Origin of the sequence: Arthrobacter sp. YD2, assembly GCF_030410475.1 — a bacterium.
Classification (GTDB): domain Bacteria; phylum Actinomycetota; class Actinomycetes; order Actinomycetales; family Micrococcaceae; genus Arthrobacter_B; species Arthrobacter_B zhangbolii.
The window spans coordinates 853,217-873,637 of sequence record NZ_JAUHHB010000001.1 but is presented as its reverse complement, the minus strand read 5'-3'; the positions used below and the strand labels follow the sequence as shown (position 1 = coordinate 873,637).

Genomic DNA, 20,421 nt, shown 5'->3' with positions numbered 1-20,421 from the left:
ACGCATGACTTCTTCCTCCGTTCCCACTGCAGGCTTCGTCGGCTGGCGCGGCATGGTTGGCTCCGTCCTGATGCAGCGCATGCAGGACGAGGGCGACTTTGACCTGATCAACCCGGTGTTCTTCTCCACCTCCAACGCCGGAGGTGCCGCCCCGTCCTTCGCTGCCGGCGCGGGACCGCTGCAGGACGCCTACGACGTCGATGCACTGGCAAAGCTGCCCATCATCGTCACGGCGCAGGGCGGGGATTACACCGCCGAAGTGTTCCCGAAGCTGCGTGCAGCCGGCTGGGACGGGATCTGGATCGATGCCGCCTCGACACTGCGGATGGAAGACGACGCCATCATCGTGCTGGATCCGGTCAACCGCGACGTGATTGACGCAGGGCTGGCCCGGGGCGTGAAGAACTTCGTGGGCGGCAACTGCACGGTTTCCTGCATGCTGATGGGCCTGGGCGGACTGTTCCGCAACGGCCTGGTGGAGTGGGGCACGTCCATGACCTATCAGGCGGCCTCCGGCGGTGGTGCCCGTCACATGCGGGAGCTGCTGAACCAGTTCGGTGCGCTCAACGGTGCCGTGGCCTCGGAACTGGCGGACCCGGCGTCGGCCATCCTGGAGATTGACCGTGCCGTCCTGGCCCAGCAAAAGAACCCGGAGATGGATTCGTCCCGCTTCGGCGTGCCGCTGGCCGGCTCCGTCATTCCCTGGATTGATGCGGACCTGGGCAACGGTATGTCCAAGGAGGAATGGAAGGGCGGGGCTGAGACCAACAAGATCCTCGGCCGCGATTCCTCCGGACGTATTCCGTTCGACGGGCTGTGCGTGCGCATCGGTGCCATGCGGTCCCACTCCCAGGCCCTGACGCTGAAGCTGACGGAGGACCTGTCCGTGGAGGAGATCGAAAAGATCATCGACGCTGACAACGAGTGGGCCACGGTAGTGCCCAACACGAAGGAAGCCACCATGGCCGGGCTGACGCCGGTGGCCGTGACGGGAACACTGCAGATCCCGGTGGGACGCATCCGCAAGCTGGAAATGGGTCCGGAGTACATCAGCGCCTTCACCATTGGTGATCAGCTGCTGTGGGGCGCTGCCGAACCGCTGCGCCGGATGCTGCGCATCGCCACCGGAAACCTGTAGGCGCCCGACCGCCGCCTGCGCCCTGCCACCGCAGCGCGCAGGCGTGCCGTGCCTAAAGTGAGCAGTTCACCAGAACCGGTTCAGGATGCAGCCGGATACCAAAGGACTTCTCCACGCCGTCGGCCACGGCCCGGGCAACAGCCAGCAGGTCCCCCGCGGAGGCTGTGCCCCGGTTGGTGACGGCCAGTGTGTGCTTGGTGGACAGTGAGGCGCGTCCTCCGGTGCCGTCTTCCGGTGCCAGGCCAAAGCCCTTCCGGAAACCGGCGTGGCTGATCAGCCAGGCCGCGCTGAGCTTCACCCGGCCGGGTTCCTCCACCGGGTACCGCGGCGCGTCCTCTGGCAGCCGGTCAGCCGTTTCCGCGTCGACAATCGGGTTGGTGAAGAAGGAACCGGTGCTGTAGGTATCCGGGTCGGAGGCATCCAGCACCATGCCCTTGCCCGCCCGCAGCCGCAGCACCTCCCGGCGCACGTCCACGGCGTCGGCGGATTCACCTATTCCGACGCCCAGTGCCCGGGCCAGCTCGGCGTACCGCACCGGAGCGCTGGTGTGGCCTTCGGTCAGGACAAACTCCACACTGAGCACCACATAGCGCGGCGAGCCGTTGACGGTGCTGCGCTTGAGCAGCGAGTCCCGGTACCCGAACTCCAGTGCGGCGTTGCTGAACTCCACCACGGTGCGTTCGGTCCGGTCCCAGGCACGCACCAATCGGATGGACTGGGACACATCGGCGCCGTAGGCACCCACGTTCTGCACCGGCGTCGCGCCGGCGAGCCCGGGAATTCCGGAAAGGGCCTCGAGACCGGAGTAGCCCTCAGCCAGGGTGTACGCCACCAGTTCGTCCCACGGCTGTCCGGCTTCAGCCCGCAGGACGGCCTGGCCGCCGCCGGTGCGGTTGATCTGCAGGCCGCGGGTGGCAATACGGATCACGGCGCCGTCGAAGCCCTCATCAGAGATCAGCAGGTTGGAGCCGCCGCCGATGATCAGCAGGGGCTCGCGGGCCTCGTCCGCAGCGCGGATGGCGATGATCAGTTCGTCTTCGGTCTCCGCTTCGAGGTAGCGGCTGGCGGGTCCGCCCACGCGGGCGGTCGTCAGGGACGCCAGCGGCATCCGGGTCAGTGCAGTCACCAGATCCGCACCACTGCCTGGGCCTTGACCAGCACTTTCTGGCCGTTGAAGGTCACCGTCAGGTCTACCCGGGCGGTGGAATTGTCCAGGTCAATGGCACCAATGACGCCGGTGACGTTCACTACGGCACCGGGGGCGCCGTCGGTGTCCTCCACCGTAACGGGGCGCGTGAAGCGGGTCTGGTAATCAATCACGGCTCCCGGATCGCCGATCCAGTCACTGACCATCTGCACGGCGGCACCCATGGTGAACATGCCGTGGGCGATCACGCCGGGCAGCTCCACCTGGCGGGCAAACCGCTCATTCCAGTGAATGGGGTTGAAGTCACCGGACGCACCGGCGTAGCGGACAAGATCGGCGCGGGAAATCTCCAGCACTGCCGATCCGATTTCGGTGCCGGTGGAAAGCTCACTCAAGGCAATCGACATGTGGGTTACTTGCCCTCTCCGCGGACGAGGATGGATGAAAGGGTCGTGGCGACGCGTTCCCCGTCAGGTGTGGAAATCTCGGCACGGGTGCTGATCAGGGCGCCGTCGCCCATCGCCCGGACCGAATCGACGTGCAACTCTGCCACCAGTTCGTCTCCGGCCACGATGGGACGGTGGTGGGTGAACCGCTGGTCGGCATGCACCACGCGGGAGAAGTCGATGCCCGCGTCGGGATCGGCCACCAGCCGGGCGTCTGCCCGCTGGGCCACAATGACGGCGAAGGTAGGCGGTGCCACGACGTCGGTGTACCCCAGTTCACGGGCACGGGCGACGTCGAAGTGCGCGGGATTGGTGGCTTTGACGGCAGCGGCGAACTCACGGATCTTCTCGCGGCCCACCTGGTATACCTCCCCTGCCGGGTAGGTGCGGCCCTGCAGGTCCGGGTTGATGCTCATTTGGTTCCCTTGATTCGGCGGCGGGCGTCCCTGGCCCGCACCACCATACCGCTCAGGTGCGTGCTCAGTCCCACAACTATCAACGGCAGGGCGATGTACATCATCACCTGGTTGTCCATGACGGCGCCCAGCAGCACCAGGAGCACCCCGGCACCGCTGATCGCCAGCGCGCTTACTACCAGTTTCCGATACAGGGGCGAGCCGGTTTCCCAGGGGGTATTTAGCATGTCTTCAGAATACAGGGACGGGCGCCGCGGGCCGGAACGGGGCACCGGCTCCTCAGGCAGCCTCCGCCCGGCGTCCGGCAGTGCGGCCCTGACGCAGGCCGCCCTGTTTTGCCTCCTGCCGGCTAAAACAGTGCCGTCTGCAACGCGGGCATGCGGGTGCGGTAGGCGCCCGTCTCCAGACGCCGGCCCTTCAGCCGGGACAGGTCCGCTGCGAAGAACCCGCTTTCGCCGTCCACCCGGACCAGGGCCGTGGCCCCCAGGACCGCTTCAATGATCATGCCGTGCTCCCCGGCGCCGGGATCGGTGGGATAGGGCTCGCAGGGCGTCTCCAGCACGGTGGCGAACTGTGCAGGCGGCACCCACTGCTCCTCCACGGCGGAGAACCCGTCCATTCCGGTGCTGTCGAGCACCGCGCGCGCTGATTCGGAGGCCTCTGCATTGACGGCTTCCAGCGCGGTGACCGCCAGCGGCCGGGTCAGGGCTGCGGTTTTGGCGCCTGCACGGACGGCTTGGGGAAGCCCGGCCAGCGAGGTGACAGCGTCTTCGAGCACCCGCACGGTCAGTCCGTTAGCGGCGCGGGCCACAAAGGACGCACGGACGGCGCCCTGCTCAATGAGGCGCAGCTGCTTGCGCGGGTTCGCGGCAGTACCAACCTTCGTGGCCCCGTCAGCGAAAGTGGCCACATAAAGCCAGTGCGGCTGGTCGAGATAGCGTCGCAGTGGTTCAGGCAAGGTGGGCGAGCGGTGGCTGTTGTGGATGCCGCGGACCTCGTCGCGTGCAAAGCAGGGACCGCACTGGTAACCGCGCCCGGCCGCTGCCTGTGCCGGGCACGGAGTGTGGACCTGGACGCCGTCGCCGGTGACCTGCCAGAACCCGAGACAAAAACGCCCTGGGCTGTCCGGTCCGTTCAGGATCCGAAACCGCAGTTCGGTGCCCGGGTCCAGCCGCAGTGCGCGGGCTTCCCCGGCGGGGGTGTGCAGCGTCAGCCTGGCCCCGGAGGTGTCCCAGGCAGTGCCGGAGCAGAGGAACCTCCCTGCCGCGGAATCCTCCGCTGCCGGTTCTGCGTCAGTCACGGGAAGAAGCCTCCGAAACGCCAAGGGGTGGGGTAACGATTTTCACGTTACCCCACCCCTTGGCGGTGAACCGGCAGGCCGTTAGGCGTGCTGGCCCTCGTGCTCACCTTCGGCAATTTCCTCAACGAGCTTGTCGTTGAAGGCCGGGAGGTCGTCCGGGTTACGGCTGGTGACCAGACCCTGGTCCACCACCACTTCCTCGTCGCTCCAGTTGGCGCCTGCGTTCTTCAGGTCCGTGGCGAGCGTGTGGTAGGAGGTCATGTCGCGACCCTTGACCACATCCGCCTCGATCAGCAGCCAGGGACCGTGGCAGATGGAGGCCACCGGCTTGTGCGCTTCGAAGAAGGCTCGCGCAAACTTCTGGGCATCCTTGTCAACGCGCAGGAAGTCTGCGTTCACGACGCCGCCGGGAAGCACCAGTGCATCGAATTCCTCGGCCTTGGCATCGGCAACGTTGAGGTCAACCGTAAAGGTTTCGCCCTTGTCCACGCCGTCGAAGCCCTGGACCGTGTCCTGCTTGGGCGAGACGAGGACCGGCTGCCCGCCGGCGTCCTTCACGGCTTCCCACGGGCTGGTCAGCTCAATCTGCTCCACCCCGTCGGTGAGGAGGAAGGCGACCTTCTTGCCGGAAATATCGTGCTGTGCCATGGTGTGTCTCCGTTCATTCAGCCGCGCACCGTAGTGATCCGGTGGCAGCGGCGGTGCTTTACGGTTTCGGAAGCCCTGCGGCTTCCGCTGTCCCCCACCCTATGAAAGGTTGCTGATAATCAGCAACCTTATTTAGCTCTGGGAGAACTCTGCTGCAGCCGAATGTGTCCGAAACGGCTGTTTACAACCCCTCGGCAACAGCAGCAGCTGCCGCCAGCCAGGCACGCTGGGCCGCCGGCTTCAGGGAATCGTAGCGGATCTGCCCCTTGCGCAGGGCCGGGTCATACGGGATGGTGACGGCGGCGCGGGCCAGCTCGCCAAACCCGTCAGCCACGCGCCGGGCCTGGCTGTCCGTCCCGTTCCGGTCCGACTGACTGACAATGACGACGGCGTTCCGCGCCAGTTCCGCATAGCGGCCGCCACGGGCTGCCAGGGCTTCAAGCAACAGTGCACCGGCCTCGGCATGCTCCTCGACGGTGGTGGTTGCGATGACCAGTTGGTGCGTGTGGTCGATCATTCGCAGCCACCGCTCGGCGCTTTCATCATTGCCGGAATCCACAATGTTCAGGCGGAAGTACTTGGAAGCGACTTCGTGCAAGGCATCGAAGTCCTCGGCAGTGATCTTTTGCTCCGAGGCCAGGACGTCCGGCTTGGACCGCAGGACGTCGAACTTGTCCTCCACCTGATGATGGACAAAGCGTGCCAGGAGGGCGGACTGGGCCGACGGCGAGAGCAGATCGGCGGTTTGCGGCAGCAGGTCCATGACCGTTGCTTCATGCGGGCCCTGCTCGGTACGCCAGCCCAGGGTGCCCCTGGTTTCATTGTTGTCCCAGGCCAGCACCGGGCCGCCGCCGTTGCGGGCGAATACGGCAGCGAGCATAACCGTGCTGGGTGTTTTATTGGCCCCGCCCTTGCCGTTGACCACGGAGACGGTCCGGGGGCCGGGCCAGTGCTGGCTGACCGCCCGCATGTCCCGGCGTTCTGCGAGCTCGTCAGCCGAGGGGGCCACCCGCATGCCCAGGCCGGCCAGCAGACCGCGGAAACCCTTGGTCGCCGGGATGGCAGCGGGCTGCAGGTCCAGGAAGGACGCCCGGCGTCCCTCCCGGTGGCTGCGTTCAGTGCGCGCCTCCGCACGGCTGACCGGCTGGTGCGTTGTCTCCGCCGTTTCATCCGTCCAATCACCGGAGGCTGGCGGCTCTGCTTCACCCGCGGGGTAGGCGTCCCGCAGCGGATCGGGGCTACGCCCTGCTTCGGGCAGACGCGCCGGTTCCGGCATGCCCGCCGGCAGGGGAGGCAGCACGGGCACCGATTCGACCGGGCTGACGCCTGCGCCCGCAAATCCCCCGGCATCCTTGCCGCCACCAACGCCGTACGCCCCCACGCCGGCCAGGTTTCCACCCTCGAAATCGTCCACGCCGTCCCCCGCCGCCGCGTCTCGGCCTTCGAATGCTTCGCCGTCCCCGCCCTGGGGCGGTTGGTTCCACCACTCCGCACTGCTGTCCGTGACCGTCCGGGCACGCAGGCCGCGCCGGGTGGGCAGGTCATTCCCGTCGGCGGGATGGGGATAATTCTCAGTCATGGATGGTCTTCGTCTTTCGTTCCGTGGGGGTGGCGATTGATCTGGACGGGCCCGGCCCTGTGATCCATTGTTTCCAATGTTTCGGATGTTTCCAATGTTTCGGATGTTTCCAATGTATTGAGATGTGAGCACGGTGGTGGTGCTACAGGTCACGGGCCACCCGCACCGCAGCAAGCAGGCGTAATCCGGGCAAACAAAAAGGGCAGGCATGGAAGTTACAACTTCCATGCCTGCCCTGATGTGTAGCGGTGGGGAGGCTCGATCTCCCGACCTCACGATTATGAGTCGTGCGCTCTAACCAACTGAGCTACACCGCCATAAATGAGTGAAGCCCGCGTCATCTAAAATGGCCTCTGCAAAACAAACAGCCTTAGCAACGCGGGCCCTCCCATTGAGAGCCCCGACCGGGAATCGATCCCGGGACCTCCATCTTACCAAGATGGCGCTCTACCACTGAGCTATCGGGGCAACGACATAAAACTCTACCAGCACTTTTCCGGAAGGAGAAATCGAAAAGCGGCCATTTCCGCGGAAGGTGATGAAGCCCACTTTTGGCGTCACCGGCCATGCCTGCGCTGCGTCTGAAGTGTAAACTCGCGCCCCCATTTATAAGTATGCTGATCCTACGAGAAAGCGGGAACATGTGAGCATAGTGCCGAACCACGATTCAGAGGGGCTCTTCCTTGGTGGAAGATACCGCCTGCTGAATCAAATCGGGGCCGGTGCCATGGGCACCGTTCACCGGGCCCGGGACGAGTTCCTGGGCCGCGACGTCGCGGTCAAGATCATCCGGCAGTCCGTTGTCGGCAGCATGGACCTTCGCCGCAGCGACACAGAGGCCAAGATCCTCGCCCGCCTGAACCATCACAGCCTGGTTACCCTCCTGGATGCCGGTTCCGACGCAGCCAATCCCGAACACCCGCTGGTATATCTGGTCATGGAACTGGTCCAGGGCATCGACCTGCGCGAGCGGCTCCGGCAGAGGCCGCTGCCGCGCCGCCAGGTGGCGCTCCTGGGCTATGACCTCGCCCTGGGACTGGATTACATCCATGAAAACGGCGTAGTGCACCGTGACGTCAAGCCGGCAAACGTCATGTTGTTCGACTACCGCTCCGACGATTCGCGGATCCGGGCAAAGCTCACGGACTTCGGTGTGGCGATGGTGGCCGGCGACCCGTTGTCCCAGCGTGGCACCTTCTCCGGCACGGCTGCTTTTATGAGTCCGGAACAGGCACGCGGCGAGGAGGCCGTCCCGGCCAGCGACGTGTATTCGCTGGGGCTCGTCCTGCTCCAGTGCCTGACCGGAAAGCCTGCCTTCCCCGGACCTGCCCTCGAAAGTGCCCTGGCGCGGCTTCTGCGCGACCCGGAGATCCCCGCCGATCTCGGGGGCGACTGGGAGGGCCTGCTGCGTGCCATGACCGCGCAGGACGCCACACAGCGGCCCAGCGCCCACGACGTCTCCCAGGTCCTGTATGACATGATCATCGCCGCGCGGGGACGGCACCGTGTTGCCCCGGAGCTGCTGCCGGCCAACGAGGCGCAGCGGATGGACGCGGTCCGCCGCTACGAGCTGCTGGACACTCCCCCGGATGGCGCCTTCGACCGGGTCACCGCGTTGGCCGCCAGGATATTCAACGTTCCGGTGGCGATTGTCAGTGTGGTGGACACGGACCGGATCTGGTTCAAGTCCCACCACGGCACGGAGGTCACCGAAATCGGCAGGGACCCGGGGCTGTGTGCCTCCGCGATCCTCCAGGACGGTGTTTATGTGGTCGGCGATGCCCGGCAGGATCCCCGGACCCTGTCCAACCCGCTGGTTGCCGGCGAGTTCGGCCTGCAGTTTTACGCTGGCGTACCGCTGGAAACCAGTGACGGGTACAACCTGGGCACGTTCTGCATCCTGGACACCGAACCCCGCCGGTTCTCCGCCGAGGAGGCCGGTACGCTCGCGGACCTGGCGGCCATTGTCATGAATGATCTGGAACTGCGACTCGAGAGCCGCCGGGCGGTCCACCCCGTGGAGCCCGCAGCCGGCTAGCCGTACAACGGGTAGCCATGCAGCGGGCACCGGCCGTACCCCGCACGGAAGCAGATACGCAGGAAGGGCGCCTCCCGAAGCGGGAGGCGCCCTTCCTTGTTTGTCCGGCCTACTGCCCGGACCGGCGCCGGAGTCCCGGCGCCGGGTGTTTCCTAGTCGCGGAAACGGGGCTTGCGGGCACCGGTACCGGCGCTGTCGCGGAATCCGCCTTCACGCTTCTTGTACGGGCGGTCGCTGCCGCGGTCACCGAAGGACCGCTCGCCGTCGCGCTTCTTGAAGTCCTTCTTGAACCCGCGGTCGGCACGGTCGTTGAAGCTTCCACCTTCGCGTTCACGCGAGGGTTTGCGTCCCTTGTCCAGTTCCAAGTGGATCAGCTCGCCGCCGATCCGGGTGCGGGACAGGGCACGCAGCTGGTCCTTGGAAAGGTCCGCGGGCAGTTCCACCAGAGTGTGGTCGGCACGGATATCAATGCCGCCGATCTGGGCCGAGGACAGGCCGCCCTCATTGGCGATGGCACCCACAATCGAGCCGGGCAGAACACGCTGGCGGCGTCCCACGGCGATCCGGTACGTGGCATTGCCTTCGGTCAGCGGGCGCGTCGGGCCGCGTGAGCCGAAGCCGTCGCCCCGGCCTTCGGACCGTTCGCGCTGGCGGGCCGGAGCCTGCGGGATTTCCTGCAGCAGCAGCGGACGCCCGCCCTGGGCCATAACGGCCAGGGCTGCGGCAACCTTTTCCGCGGGAACATCGTGCTCGGCGATGTACTTGGTGACCAGGTCACTGAAGATGGAAACGTCCTCTGAGGCGAGGGTTTCGGTGATCTTCTCGGAGAACTTGGCCAGGCGCTTCTCGTTGACCACGTCAACGCTGGGCAGCTGCATGTGCTCTACGGGCTGGCGGGTGGCCTTTTCAATGGCGCGCAGCAGGTACTTCTCGCGCGGGGTCATGAACAGGATCGCGTCGCCGGTGCGGCCGGCGCGGCCGGTACGGCCGATGCGGTGCACGTAGGACTCGGTGTCATGCGGGATGTCGTAGTTGACGACGTGGCTGATGCGCTCGACGTCGAGACCGCGGGCGGCAACATCCGTGGCAACCAGGATGTCGATCTTGCCGTCACGCAGTGCCTCGACCGTACGTTCGCGCTGCTGCTGCGGGATGTCGCCGTTGATGGCGGCGGCGCTGTAGCCGCGGTCCTTCAGCTTGTCGGCCAGGTCCTCGGTGGCAGCCTTGGTCCGGACGAATGCAATGACACCGTCAAAGTCTTCGGTCTCCAGGATGCGGGTCATGGCATCGAGCTTGTGCGGGCCCATGACCTGCACGTAGCGCTGACGCGTGTTGGCACCGGTGGTGGTCTTGGACTTGACCGTGATTTCCGCGGCGTTGTTCAGGTACTTCTTGGCAATCTTGCGGATGGCCGGGGGCATGGTGGCGGAGAAGAGGGCAACCTGCTTCTCGGCCGGAGTGGAGGACAGGATCTGCTCCACGTCTTCGGCGAAGCCCATGCGCAGCATCTCGTCGGCCTCGTCCAGCACCAGGTACTCGAGGTTGGACAGGTCAAGGGAACCCTTGGCAATGTGGTCGATCACGCGGCCGGGGGTACCCACTACAACCTGGGCGCCGCGGCGCAGGCCGGCGAGCTGGGGGCCGTAGGCGGAACCGCCGTAAACGGGCAGCACGGTGATGCCATCCATGTGCGTGGCGTAGGAAGTGAAGGCTTCCGCGGACTGCAGGGCAAGCTCACGGGTCGGTGCGAGCACCAGGACCTGGGTGTCCTTGGTCGCCGGCCGTCCGGCCAGCAGGGACAGTGCGGGAACCGCGAAGGCGGCGGTCTTGCCGGTACCGGTCTGTGCCAGGCCCACGACGTCGCGGCCTTCGAGCAGCAGGGGAAGGGTAGCTGCCTGGATGGGCGACGGCTTGACGTAGCCGACATCCTTCAGGGCTGCCAGGACGCGCTCGTCCAGTCCGAAGTCGCTGAACAGAACGGTGTTCTCTTCGGCTTCGGGGGCGACAGCGGTGCTCTCGGCGTTTTGGGTGTTTTCCAGCGTGGCTTCAGACAAGAGGTAATCCTCATTCAATCGGGGACCGGGCAACCATGCGGCTGCGGGACGTAAGTCCGGCGCTGTTGCAATCCCAGGCAGGACTTTCCGTCACAGCTGTGGGCCGATTTCACTGGATTGTGCCTACGACCGGTGTGACGATTTCTTTGCCGGCGCTCCCCAAAAGATGAATCTGCCCGCATAGGATGCAGGCCCCAACACAACGTACCGTACGGTTTCAGCGATTATTCGATGACCCGTAGGAAAATAAGGGAATACCGGAGTGGGGGATGCGTTCCACTGTACGGCATCGGGGCAACAGGTGGCCATTCGGGGGCGGTGAGCTTGGGCACAGCGGCCGGTTGACGGGCCTCAGACGGCTGCCGCCCTCGCGGACAGGGTGCGCAGGACTTTGCGGATTTCCGGGGAAAGGGTGATCTCCCCTGCTTTGGCGGACGCCTGCAGTGCAGCGGCCTGGTCCTGGTCCGGTCCGTGGAAAACGTCCAGGATGCGGACCCCGTGGGCGGGCCGGCTCAGGACCTCCACCGGATCACCGGCGGAGATGCTGCCGCGGCGGCGGACCCGAAGGTAGGCTCCCACCCGGCCTTCCTCTGCGAAACGGCGCGTCCAGTTGGGCACACCCATACGGCGTTGGAAATTGCGGCAGGGGGTGCGCGGGCAGGTCACTTCCACCTCAACGTCGGTCCCGATCCGCCAGCGTTCCCCGATCAGCGCCTCGGTGGCATCAATGCCGGCCAGGCGCAGGTTCTCCCCGAAGAGACCGGGCGGAATGTCCCGGCCCAGTTCCCTCGCCCAGAAGTCGGCATCGGCCTGGGAATAGGCATAAACCGCTTTGGACTCCCCGCCGTGATGCCTGCGGCTGGCTTGCAGATCCCCGGTCAGCCCCAGCGGATGCACCTGCACGGCTCCGGCCACCGGACGCTTGTCGATGGCGGTGACGCCGGTGGCGTCCTTGGTAGGCAGCAGTCCGTGCACAAGGCACACTGCCAGCAGCGAACCGGTTCTCATGCCAGCAGTCTAGGACTGCGGTTCGGTTGTCCGCATCAGCCCCGGCGGGGTGTTGCGCCACCAGTTCCGCGGCCGGCTCCGCCAGCAGGCAGCGAGCCACCAGGCCAGCAGCCCCATCCCCCAAAAGACACCAATGCTGGATGCCATCAGCCACGGTTCAGGGATCTGTGAGTCCAGGTTCGGTGAATTGAACAGTTCACCGATGCTCTTGGGCGAATAAATGAAAATGACCAGCGAGGACACCAGCAGGACCTGGCCGGTGATCTTCAGATTCCGCTGTCCGCTGCCCAGATCCAGCAGGTTCCGGGCCAGGACGGGAATGAAGAGTGCCACCCACACCCAGTGGTGGGACCAGGAAACGGGCGAGATCAGCAGCATCAGCAGCGCAGTGACGGCAAGGGCGGTGAAGGTCTGCCCGCGGTTTCCGGCAATGCGGATGACCACGGCGGCGGCCGCCACACACAGCAGCGACAGGATGAGCCAGGGGATATCAACCGGAAAGTCGGGGCCGCCGAAATGAAGAATGGCACCCTTGATGGAGAGGTTGTCCACGTACCCCGCGCCGCCGATGCGGGAGGTATCCGGCAGCAGATCCGTCCAGTAGGTCCGCGACTCGCGGGGAAGGATAAGGAACCCCAGGCCAAAGGTCGCCAGGAAGCCGTAGGCCATATTGCGCAGCCCGCGCCAGTCCCCCCGTACCAGGAAATACAGTCCGAACACCAGCGGCGTCAGCTTCAGGCCGGCCGCAACCCCGGTCAGCAGTCCGGTTGGCCAGCCTTCCCGCTTGTTCACAAAGTCCGCCATGATCAGGCCAAAGAGCAGGATATTGATCTGCCCGAAAGCCAGCGTCTCGCGCCAGGGGCCCAGCACAATGATGAATCCGGTTCCGGCGATGGCCAGGGCGCGAAGCCAGGGCTGGCGCAGCACGTCCCGGACACTCTCACGGCGGAAGACGTACCGAACGGCCCAGACCGATGTGGCAGCGGCAATGGCCAGGGAGATGCCCGTGAAAATGTTGATGCCCAGGCTCTGGCCGAAGGGGGCAAGCACGGCAAAAACCAGCGCGGCAAAGGGCGGATAGGTAAAAAGCAGGCTGCTGTCGGCGTCGTACTGGACCGATTTGGTGTACAGCTCCCCGGTGGCGTCCAGAATGCTCTGCCCGCCGGAAAGGTACACGCGGAAATCCAGCCCGTGGCGCGGCGATAAATCAAAAGCTGTCCATACGAGCAGCCCGGCAACCGCAAGCGCTCCCAGGGTCGCAGCGGTCCGCACGATGGCGGATCGGTGGATCTGGCCCATTGTTCTCCCTGTTAGCACCGCAGGCCGCGCATGTGGCGCCACACAGCGTGTATTTGTGCGATCTTGATGTGGCCTTAGTCTACCGGCCGGCTGTCCCGGACCGCTCCCCGCGTGGGCAGGCGATAGGCTGGCCGAAGACGAACAATGCAGCGAAAGGTACGCCATGTCCCCCGCGCTTTTGGCCCTCACCAATGCCCATGTGGTTCCCGTCACCCATCCGCCCTTCGAGGGCACGCTGCTGATCGAGGACGGGCGCATCAGGGACCTTGGTCCGGACGTGGCGGTGCCGGCAGATGCGGAAGTGATCGACGCCGGCGGGAAGTGGCTGCTGCCGGGCCTCGTGGATGCCCACACCCACCTTGGCGTCCATGAAGAAGGGGAAGGCTGGGCCGGAAACGATTCCAATGAGATGACGGACCCGGTGATGGCAGGTGTGCGAGCGCTGGACGCCGTGAATCCCTTCGACACGGGATTCGACGACGCCCTTGCCGGCGGGGTGACCACAGCCAATATCAATCCCGGCTCCGGCAACCCGATCGGCGGGCAGGCCGTGGCCCTGCATACGCACGGCCGCTATCTGGAGGAAATGATTCTGCGGGCACCCAGCGGACTGAAATCCGCTCTGGGCGAGAACCCCAAACGCATCTACAGCGAAAAGAAGCAGACACCGTCCACCCGGCTGGGTACTGCCCTGGTGATCCGGCAGGCGTTTATGGATGCGCAGAATTATGTTGCCAAGGCGGACCCGGACACCCGGGACCCGCATTTGGAAGCGCTGGCCATGGTGCTCCGACGCGAAATCCCGTGGCGGCAGCACGCCCACCGTGCCGATGACATCGCTACGGCGCTGCGGCTCGCGGACGAGTTCGGTTATGACCTGGTGCTGGACCACGGAACCGAGGCGCATCTGCTCGCTGACATCCTGGCCGCGCGCGGCATTCCGGTGCTGATCGGTCCGCTGTTCACCACCCGCTCCAAGGTGGAGCTGCGCGGCCGCAGCATGGCCAATCCCGGCAGGCTGGCAGCTGCCGGGGTGGAGATTTCCATCATTACCGACCATCCGGTGGTACCGATCAACTTCCTGATCTATCAGGCTGCCCTGGCAGTGAAGGAAGGCCTGGACCGGGATGATGCGTTGCGGGCGGTCACCATTAATCCGGCCCGGGTACTCGGCCTCGCGGACCGACTCGGTTCACTGGAACAGGGCAAGGATGCCGATCTGGTGCTGTGGAGCGGAGATCCCCTCGACGTCATGCAGCGCGCCTTGAAGGTATGGATCGGCGGCCGGGAGGTCTACCGCTATGACGAGGACGCCCGCGAGCAGATGGTGGCGCCCCGCTGATGCGTACAGGCAACACCTCTCCGGCCTCCGGGACCCCCGTGCGCACTCCCCCGCCCCCGATCCTGCGGATCGCTGCCGCTACGTGGCTGGTTGCCGCCGCCCTGCTGGGCACTGCCGGCGTCTCGTTTATCGTGTCCGCCCGCACCCAGCACCAGGACAGCACCGCACTGATCCTGCTCGGCGCGCTGGTCCTGGTCCTGTCCGCAGTCAGCGTGTACAGCGTTTTGCGGCTGCGGGCGGGTAAGCGGAGTGCACGGGAAACACTGACGTCCATCGCCCTGATCGCCGGGTTCCCGCTGCTGTTCCGCGGGCCGGCACTGATTGCCGTGGGAGTGATACTCCTGGCTTCCGCGGCACTGCTGTGGATGCCGGCGAGCAACCGCTTCTTTCAGCAGCGTGATCCCAGGAAGCGTCCGGCCGGGACGCGCATTCCCCGCCGGGCCCTTCCCCCCGGCGGGGGCAAGCGCTAGAGCTGCCCCAGCGCGGAGTCCAGGTCCGCGATGAGGTCTTCGATGTCCTCAATGCCCACGGAAAGGCGCAGCAGGTTCTCCGGAACGGCCAGGTCCGTCCCCTTGACCGAGGCATGCGTCATTTCCGAGGGGTAGTTCATCAGCGACTCCACGCCGCCCAGGGATTCAGCCAGCAGGAACAGCCGCGTGGACTCTGCCACCTTGCGCGCCGCGGCTTCGCCACCCTTGAAGGACACGGACACCATGCCGCCGAAATCCTTCATCTGTGCCTTGGCCAGTTCGTGTCCCGGGTGATCCTCCAGCCCCGGATACAGCACGTTCTCCACCGCCGGCTGGTCGCGCAGCCAGCGGGCCACGGCCATGGCGTTGGAAGAGTGCCGGTCCATCCGCACCGCAAGGGTCTTCAGCCCGCGTGTGGTCAGCCAGGCCTCCATCGGGGCGGACACCGCGCCGACGGCGAACTGGATGAAGCCGATCTTTTCCGCCATGGCATCGTCGTTCAGGATCACCGCGCCGCCCACGGCATCTGAGTGCCCGCCGATGTATTTGGTGGTGGAGTGCACCACAATGTCCGCGCCGAGCGACAGCGGCTGCTGCAGGTAGGGGGACGCGAAGGTGTTGTCGACGACGAGCAGCGCGCCGGCATCATGCGCCGCCCGGGCAGTGGCGGCAATGTCGGAGATTTTCATCATCGGGTTCGATGGTGTTTCCAGCCAGACCAGCTTGGTGTTCGATGCCGCGATGGCCGAGGCCACGGCCTGCGCATCCGACATGTCCACGGCGGCATTGGTGATCCCCCACGCGCCCAGCACCTTGTTGATCAGGCGGTAGGTGCCGCCATAGGCGTCATTGCCCAGCACAATGTGGTCCCCCGGTGCCAGCAGGCCCCGGATCAGGGCGTCCTCCGCAGCGAGCCCGGAGCTGAACGAGAAGGCATGCCTGCCGCCCTCCAGGGCAGCGAGCTGCTCCTGCAGGGAGTCACGGGTGGGGTTGGTGCCGCGGCCGTATTCATAGCCGTTGCGCAGTCCGCCGATTCCGTCCTGGGCATAGGTGGTGCTCTGGTAGAGCGGCGGAATCACTGCGCCGGTGGTGGGATCGGGTGCCTGCCCCGCATGGATGGCGCGGGTGCTGAAGCTCGTCATGGTTACTCCTTGGAGCCGGCGGCGCGGCCGGCGGTCGGTGCGTAGGCGCAGCCTTCCGGCACGCCGGAACGTAGCGGCTGTGCCCGGTTAAAGGCTTAGGTACGAAAGTAGGTCGTGCCGGGTGAGCATGCCAACGGCAGCGCCATCGGACGTAACCATCACGGCGTCGTCGTCCTGCAGTTTCGCCCGGGCTGCCTCCACGGAGTCACCGGCGCCTATGAGGGCGGGCCGGGGACCCATATGTTCGGTGATCCGGTCAGTGGGCTTGGCCTCGCCGCGGAAGAGCTTCTCCGTCAGCGAGCGCTCATCCACCGAGCCCAGGACTTCGCCGAGGACGACGGGCGGCTCCTGGGAAAGGACGGGCAGATAGGAGACGCCGTATTCATTAAGGATGGCAATGACATCCCGCACCGTTTCATTGGGGTGGGTGTGCACCAGGTCAGGCAGCGAACCATCCTTGGTGGCCAGGACGTCCCGGACGCAGGCCTGTCCGTCGCCGTCCTGCAGGAACCCGTAGGAGCGCATCCAGTCGTCATTGAAGATCTTGCCCATGTAGCCCCGGCCGCTGTCCGGCAGCAGGACCACCACGACGTCGTCCGGCCCCAGGCCGCGGGCCACCTCCAGCGCGGCCACCACAGCCATGCCGGAGGAACCGCCTACCAGGAGCCCTTCCTCCCGTGCCAGGCGCCTGGTCATGGTGAAGGAGTCCGCGTCCTTCACGGCAACCACCTGATCGGGGACGGACGGATCATAGTTGTCCGGCCACATGTCCTCGCCGACGCCCTCCACAAAGTAGGGGCGTCCGGTGCCGCCGGAATAGACGGAGCCGTCCGGATCAGCGGCAATCACGCGCACCGGCCCGGAGGCACGGTCCGCAGAGATTTCCTTCAGGTAGCGCCCCGTGCCCGTGACTGTGCCACCGGTACCTGCACCGGCCACAAAGTGCGTGACCCGGCCTTCCGTGTCCGCCCAGATCTCGGGCCCGGTGGATTCGTAGTGGCTTGCGGGCGCGGACGGGTTGGAGAACTGGTCCGGTTTATAGGCACCGTCAATCTCCCGTACCAGCCGGTCCGAAACACCGTAGTAGGAATCCGGGCTGTCCGGAGCAACCGCGGTGGGGGTGACCACTACTTCGGCACCGTAGGCCCGCAGCACGTCACGCTTTTCCACGCCCACCTTGTCCGGGGTGACGAAGATGCATTTGTAGCCCTTCTGCTGGGCCACCAGGGCCAGGCCGACGCCGGTGTTGCCGCTGGTGGGCTCCACTACCGTGCCGCCGGGCTTCAGCTTGCCTTCGCGTTCCGCCGTATCAATCATCTTTACGGCAATGCGGTCCTTCACGGAGCCGCCCGGGTTCAGGTACTCGAGTTTCACCAGGACCGTGGCGCTGATTCCCTCGGTTACGTTGTGCAGCTTCACCAGGGGCGTGTTGCCGATCAGGTCCAGGACGGTGTTCGCATACTTCATGTGCCCCACGTTACTTCTTATCCCGAATCAGGACAGCCGGGGCGGAACGCAGCGTAGCAAATCCCACACCCGGTCCGGCCCTGCGGGAGGCCCGGACCGGGGGCCGCGCGTGCAACCATAGGTGCATGTCCTTCACCGCAGCTGTTCCCGTGGTGCCGGCTGCACTCCGGCCGCTGCCTTCGGGTCCGTCCGGCGCCGCGGCTGCTTATTGGGAGTCACCGGCACCGTACTGCCTGCAGACCTCGCTGCGCATCCTGGTCCGCGGCACACAGGATCCCACCATCCGGCTCGGTGACGGCGTTGCGTGGCTGGCCTTCCTTACTCCTGAGGGCCCGGCAACTCTGAATCTGCGGGAAGAACCCGTGCCCGCTCCCGGTGCCCGGATACAGGCCCGGGCATGGGGTCCCGGCGCACGCTGCGCGCTCGCGTCGGTGCCTGACCTGCTGGGTGAAAAGGATGACTGGTCCGGCTTCGACGACGAGGATTTCCGTGCCGGCCTGCCGCGCATGGTGCGCGAAACCCGCCGGCGGAACCTCTCGCTCCGCCTGCCCAGCACGGGCCGCATCATGGATTCCCTGATTCCCGTGGTCCTGGAGCAGAAGGTCACGGTGCTGGAGGCGTACTACGCGTGGCGCTATCTGGTGACCCGTTACGGAACGGACGCCCCGGGACCGGCGCCCGCCGGCATGAAGGCGGCACCGGCGCCGCAGACGTGGCGGCGGATCCCGAGCTGGGACTGGCACAAGGCCCGCGTTGACCATTCCCGTTCCACCACCATCCTCCGGGCCTGCTCACTGGCATCCGGTCTGGAGCGCCTGGCGGGTGTCCCGCTTGGGGAGAACCTGACCTCGAAACTCTGCTCGGTCCCCGGCATCGGAGCCTGGAGTGCTGCGGAAATCACCCAGCGCACGCACGGCGCACCGGACTCGGTATCCGTGGGCGATTATCATCTCGCCGCCTACGTGGGAGCCGCCCTGACCGGCCGCCGAACCGATGACGCAGGCATGCTGAAACTGCTTGAACCCTGGCGCGGGCACCGTCAGCGGGTAGTACGGATGATCATGCTCAGCGGGTACCGCAAGCCCGTTTACGGGCCGAAGCTGGCGCCGATGGACCACCGCCGCCGCTAAGTCCGGTTCGTGCACCCACCCCGGCCGGGACACTGCCGGGTGCGACAGGAGAACCCGCTCGCTAGGGCATTGCCGGCCCGGTGCCGGCCAGCCTGCCGACGGCTTCCTCCCGCATGGCGACCTTCCGGATTTTCCCTGACACCGTCATCGGGAAACTGCCCCGGATCTGCACGTATTTGGGAATCTTGTAGTGCGCCAGCGCTCCGCTGCAGAACTCCGCAATAGAGGCGGTGTCCGGTGCCGGTGCGCCCGGAACGGGGATGATGCAGGCCATGAGTTCCTCGCCGTAGCGCTCATCCGGAATGCCGATGACCTGCACGTCCTGGATGTCCGGATGGGTATAGAGGAACTCCTCGATCTCGCGCGGATAGATGTTTTCTCCACCGCGGATCACCATGTCCTTGATCCGGCCCTCGATGCTGACATAGCCTTCCTCATCCATCCGGGCCAGATCGCCCGTGTGCATCCAGCCGTCGGCGTCAATGGCCTCGGCCGTGGCGTCGGGCTGGTTCCAGTACCCGGTCATCACGCTGTAGCCGCGGGTGCACAATTCACCGATCGCTCCGAACGGAACCTGTTCCCCGGTCCCCGGGTCCACCACCTGGCTTTCCAGATGCGGCATGGTACGCCCCACTGTCCGGGTGCGGCGGGCCAGTGAATCCCCGCCCCGTGTCATCGTCGAAACCGGGGAGGTTTCAGTCATCCCGTAGCAAATGGCCACTTCGTTCATGTTCATTTCCGCAATGACGCGCTTCATGATCTCCTCCGGGCAGGGCGAGCCCGCCATCACGCCGGTGCGCAGCGTGGAGAGGTCATACCGGTCGAAGTCCGGCAGGCCCAGCTCGGCAATGAACATCGTCGGCACCCCGTACAGGGAGGTGCCTCCGTGCGCCTGGACCGCGGCAAGGGCAGCGCCGGCGTCGAACGTGCGGGAGGGAATCACGGTGGCCGCTCCGTGCGAGAGGGCTGCCAGATTCCCGATCACCATGCCGAAACAGTGATAGAAGGGCACCGGCAGGACCACCCGGTCCGCTTCCGTGTAGTCCAATAGTTCGCCGATGAAGTATCCGTTGTTCAGGATGTTTGCGTGCGTCAGGGTGGCACCTTTGGGGAAGCCAGTGGTCCCGGAGGTGTACTGGATGTTGATGGGGTCCCCGGGCAGGAGCCCGGCCATCCGTTCGGCCACGGCGGCCTCCCCTGCCGCTCCGGCGGCCCTCCCCGCGCGCGCCAGGGCGTTGAAGCTCCCGGCCCCATCACCGGCCAGGTGCACAAGTTCGGTCAGGGACCCGCCGCTTTCAAGCGCGGTCTGCGCCATGGCCGCATAGTCGCTGCGCTTCTCGCTCGGGGCGGTGAGCAGCATACGCATCCCGCTCTGCCGCACCACAAAGTCCAGCTCGCTTTGCCGGTATGCCGGATTCACGTTCACCAGGATTGCCCCGGCCTTGGCGGTGGCGTATTGCGCCACGGTCCATTCGGCACAGTTCGGTGACCAGATGCCCACCCGGTCCCCCGCCCCGATCCCCCGCGCCAGCAGCCCCGCGGCTACTGCATTGACCTCCGCGTTGAATTCGGCATACGTCCACGTCCGGCCGGTGGGGACGTCGATCACGGCAGTGGCCTGCGGAAAGCGCTGCGCGGTGCGTTCCAGGTTGGCACCGATGGTCTCGTCCAACAGCGGGGTATCGGAAGCGGAAGCGGCATATGAGGGCAAGGCAGACTCCTTCGGCTGCGGAACGTAGTGCCGTCACGCTACCAAGAGTTCCGCTTCCTGCGAAGAGACGGCGTGGGGGCAGCCGC

General features: G+C 65.9%; 18 protein-coding genes and 2 tRNA genes. 5 read left to right on the top strand and 15 right to left on the bottom strand.

The annotated features are described in order from the left end of the window. Positions 1-4 precede the first annotated feature (4 nt). Positions 5-1,138 carry an aspartate-semialdehyde dehydrogenase gene (gene asd / locus QWJ37_RS04310; RefSeq protein WP_227928744.1) on the top strand — a complete coding sequence of 378 codons (1,134 nt, stop codon included), beginning with the start codon at positions 5-7 and terminating at the stop codon, positions 1,136-1,138. Positions 1,139-1,190: 52 nt separating this feature from the next. Here asd and QWJ37_RS04305 read toward each other — a convergent pair whose 3' ends face one another. From QWJ37_RS04305 to QWJ37_RS04265, 9 genes are all read right to left on the bottom strand, one after another. Further along, a complete protein-coding gene (locus QWJ37_RS04305) occupies positions 1,191-2,255 on the bottom strand; it encodes a UDP-N-acetylmuramate dehydrogenase (RefSeq protein ID WP_290244831.1) in 1,065 nt (354 codons plus the stop codon). 5 nt (positions 2,256-2,260) lie between these two features. Next, the gene (locus QWJ37_RS04300) at positions 2,261-2,692 is read right to left on the bottom strand and encodes a MaoC family dehydratase (protein WP_227903939.1); all 432 of its coding nucleotides are present in this window, start codon (positions 2,690-2,692) and stop codon (positions 2,261-2,263) included. 5 nt (positions 2,693-2,697) lie between these two features. After that, complete coding sequence (locus tag QWJ37_RS04295; protein ID WP_227903940.1) at positions 2,698-3,147, bottom strand: MaoC family dehydratase N-terminal domain-containing protein; 450 nt, start codon at positions 3,145-3,147, stop codon at positions 2,698-2,700. Next, a complete protein-coding gene (locus tag QWJ37_RS04290; protein ID WP_227903942.1) occupies positions 3,144-3,374 on the bottom strand; it encodes a hypothetical protein in 231 nt (76 codons plus the stop codon). Before QWJ37_RS04290 ends, QWJ37_RS04295 begins: the two co-directional genes overlap by 4 nt. Positions 3,375-3,496: 122 nt before the next feature. Continuing rightward, the gene (locus tag QWJ37_RS04285; protein ID WP_290244303.1) at positions 3,497-4,447 is read right to left on the bottom strand and encodes a DUF2797 domain-containing protein; all 951 of its coding nucleotides are present in this window, start codon (positions 4,445-4,447) and stop codon (positions 3,497-3,499) included. Between the two features lie 81 nt (positions 4,448-4,528). After that, positions 4,529-5,095, bottom strand: a complete 567-nt coding sequence (locus tag QWJ37_RS04280; RefSeq protein ID WP_227903946.1) for a type 1 glutamine amidotransferase domain-containing protein — start codon at positions 5,093-5,095, stop codon at positions 4,529-4,531. A gap of 181 nt (positions 5,096-5,276) precedes the next feature. Continuing rightward, a complete protein-coding gene (locus QWJ37_RS04275; protein ID WP_227903948.1) occupies positions 5,277-6,674 on the bottom strand; it encodes an ATPase in 1,398 nt (465 codons plus the stop codon). Positions 6,675-6,917: 243 nt separating this feature from the next. Then, positions 6,918-6,991: transfer RNA gene (locus tag QWJ37_RS04270), tRNA-Met, on the bottom strand. A gap of 79 nt (positions 6,992-7,070) precedes the next feature. Further along, a tRNA-Thr gene (locus tag QWJ37_RS04265) sits at positions 7,071-7,142 on the bottom strand. Positions 7,143-7,317: 175 nt separating this feature from the next. Between QWJ37_RS04265 and QWJ37_RS04260 the strand changes: the two genes are divergently transcribed. Next, positions 7,318-8,712 carry a GAF domain-containing serine/threonine-protein kinase gene (locus QWJ37_RS04260; protein ID WP_290244301.1) on the top strand — a complete coding sequence of 465 codons (1,395 nt, stop codon included), beginning with the start codon at positions 7,318-7,320 and terminating at the stop codon, positions 8,710-8,712. Between the two features lie 152 nt (positions 8,713-8,864). Here QWJ37_RS04260 and QWJ37_RS04255 read toward each other — a convergent pair whose 3' ends face one another. From QWJ37_RS04255 to QWJ37_RS04245, 3 genes are all read right to left on the bottom strand, one after another. Next, positions 8,865-10,766: a DEAD/DEAH box helicase gene (locus QWJ37_RS04255; RefSeq protein WP_269436326.1), complete on the bottom strand. Its 1,902-nt coding sequence runs from the start codon at positions 10,764-10,766 to the stop codon at positions 8,865-8,867. 351 nt (positions 10,767-11,117) lie between these two features. Beyond that, positions 11,118-11,774, bottom strand: a complete 657-nt coding sequence (locus QWJ37_RS04250) for an MOSC domain-containing protein (RefSeq protein WP_290244299.1) — start codon at positions 11,772-11,774, stop codon at positions 11,118-11,120. Between the two features lie 9 nt (positions 11,775-11,783). Beyond that, positions 11,784-13,073 (bottom strand): glycosyltransferase 87 family protein, encoded by a 1,290-nt coding sequence (locus tag QWJ37_RS04245; RefSeq protein WP_227928735.1) that lies wholly within the window; start codon positions 13,071-13,073, stop codon positions 11,784-11,786. 163 nt (positions 13,074-13,236) lie between these two features. Here QWJ37_RS04245 and QWJ37_RS04240 point away from each other — a divergent pair, with 163 nt between their 5' ends. Both QWJ37_RS04240 and QWJ37_RS04235 read left to right on the top strand, forming a co-directional pair. Next, the gene (locus QWJ37_RS04240) at positions 13,237-14,415 is read left to right on the top strand and encodes an amidohydrolase (RefSeq protein WP_227902355.1); all 1,179 of its coding nucleotides are present in this window, start codon (positions 13,237-13,239) and stop codon (positions 14,413-14,415) included. Then, positions 14,415-14,885, top strand: coding sequence for a hypothetical protein (locus QWJ37_RS04235; RefSeq protein WP_227902356.1), 471 nt, complete (start codon positions 14,415-14,417; stop codon positions 14,883-14,885). Before QWJ37_RS04240 ends, QWJ37_RS04235 begins: the two co-directional genes overlap by 1 nt. Here QWJ37_RS04235 and QWJ37_RS04230 read toward each other — a convergent pair. Both QWJ37_RS04230 and QWJ37_RS04225 read right to left on the bottom strand, forming a co-directional pair. Beyond that, the gene (locus QWJ37_RS04230; RefSeq protein WP_227902357.1) at positions 14,882-16,027 is read right to left on the bottom strand and encodes a cystathionine gamma-synthase; all 1,146 of its coding nucleotides are present in this window, start codon (positions 16,025-16,027) and stop codon (positions 14,882-14,884) included. The two genes, QWJ37_RS04235 and QWJ37_RS04230, sit on opposite strands and share 4 nt — an antisense overlap. An 87-nt stretch (positions 16,028-16,114) precedes the next feature. Continuing rightward, entirely contained in the window at positions 16,115-17,494 is a 1,380-nt protein-coding gene (locus QWJ37_RS04225; RefSeq protein WP_227902358.1) for a cystathionine beta-synthase, read from the bottom strand. A gap of 125 nt (positions 17,495-17,619) precedes the next feature. Here QWJ37_RS04225 and QWJ37_RS04220 point away from each other — a divergent pair, with 125 nt between their 5' ends. Beyond that, positions 17,620-18,624, top strand: coding sequence for a 3-methyladenine DNA glycosylase (locus QWJ37_RS04220; RefSeq protein WP_290244294.1), 1,005 nt, complete (start codon positions 17,620-17,622; stop codon positions 18,622-18,624). A gap of 61 nt (positions 18,625-18,685) precedes the next feature. Here QWJ37_RS04220 and QWJ37_RS04215 read toward each other — a convergent pair whose 3' ends face one another. After that, positions 18,686-20,335 carry an AMP-binding protein gene (locus QWJ37_RS04215; RefSeq protein WP_290244292.1) on the bottom strand — a complete coding sequence of 550 codons (1,650 nt, stop codon included), beginning with the start codon at positions 20,333-20,335 and terminating at the stop codon, positions 18,686-18,688. Positions 20,336-20,421: the final 86 nt, after the last annotated feature.

What these genes read in the sequence shown, in the direction of transcription:
- QWJ37_RS04295 (WP_227903940.1), bottom strand. Translation starts at nt 3,147, where the DNA reads ATGAGCATCAACCCGGACCTGCAGGGCCGCACCTACCCGGCAGGGGAG.
- QWJ37_RS04230 (WP_227902357.1), bottom strand. Translation starts at nt 16,027, where the DNA reads ATGACGAGCTTCAGCACCCGCGCCATCCATGCGGGGCAGGCACCCGAT.
- QWJ37_RS04275 (WP_227903948.1), bottom strand. Translation starts at nt 6,674, where the DNA reads ATGACTGAGAATTATCCCCATCCCGCCGACGGGAATGACCTGCCCACC.
- QWJ37_RS04225 (WP_227902358.1), bottom strand. Translation starts at nt 17,494, where the DNA reads ATGAAGTATGCGAACACCGTCCTGGACCTGATCGGCAACACGCCCCTG.
- QWJ37_RS04250 (WP_290244299.1), bottom strand. Translation starts at nt 11,774, where the DNA reads ATGAGAACCGGTTCGCTGCTGGCAGTGTGCCTTGTGCACGGACTGCTG.
- QWJ37_RS04290 (WP_227903942.1), bottom strand. Translation starts at nt 3,374, where the DNA reads ATGCTAAATACCCCCTGGGAAACCGGCTCGCCCCTGTATCGGAAACTG.
- QWJ37_RS04235 (WP_227902356.1), top strand. Translation starts at nt 14,415, where the DNA reads ATGCGTACAGGCAACACCTCTCCGGCCTCCGGGACCCCCGTGCGCACT.
- asd (WP_227928744.1), top strand. Translation starts at nt 5, where the DNA reads ATGACTTCTTCCTCCGTTCCCACTGCAGGCTTCGTCGGCTGGCGCGGC.
- QWJ37_RS04300 (WP_227903939.1), bottom strand. Translation starts at nt 2,692, where the DNA reads ATGTCGATTGCCTTGAGTGAGCTTTCCACCGGCACCGAAATCGGATCG.
- QWJ37_RS04245 (WP_227928735.1), bottom strand. Translation starts at nt 13,073, where the DNA reads ATGGGCCAGATCCACCGATCCGCCATCGTGCGGACCGCTGCGACCCTG.
- QWJ37_RS04280 (WP_227903946.1), bottom strand. Translation starts at nt 5,095, where the DNA reads ATGGCACAGCACGATATTTCCGGCAAGAAGGTCGCCTTCCTCCTCACC.
- QWJ37_RS04220 (WP_290244294.1), top strand. Translation starts at nt 17,620, where the DNA reads ATGTCCTTCACCGCAGCTGTTCCCGTGGTGCCGGCTGCACTCCGGCCG.
- QWJ37_RS04240 (WP_227902355.1), top strand. Translation starts at nt 13,237, where the DNA reads ATGTCCCCCGCGCTTTTGGCCCTCACCAATGCCCATGTGGTTCCCGTC.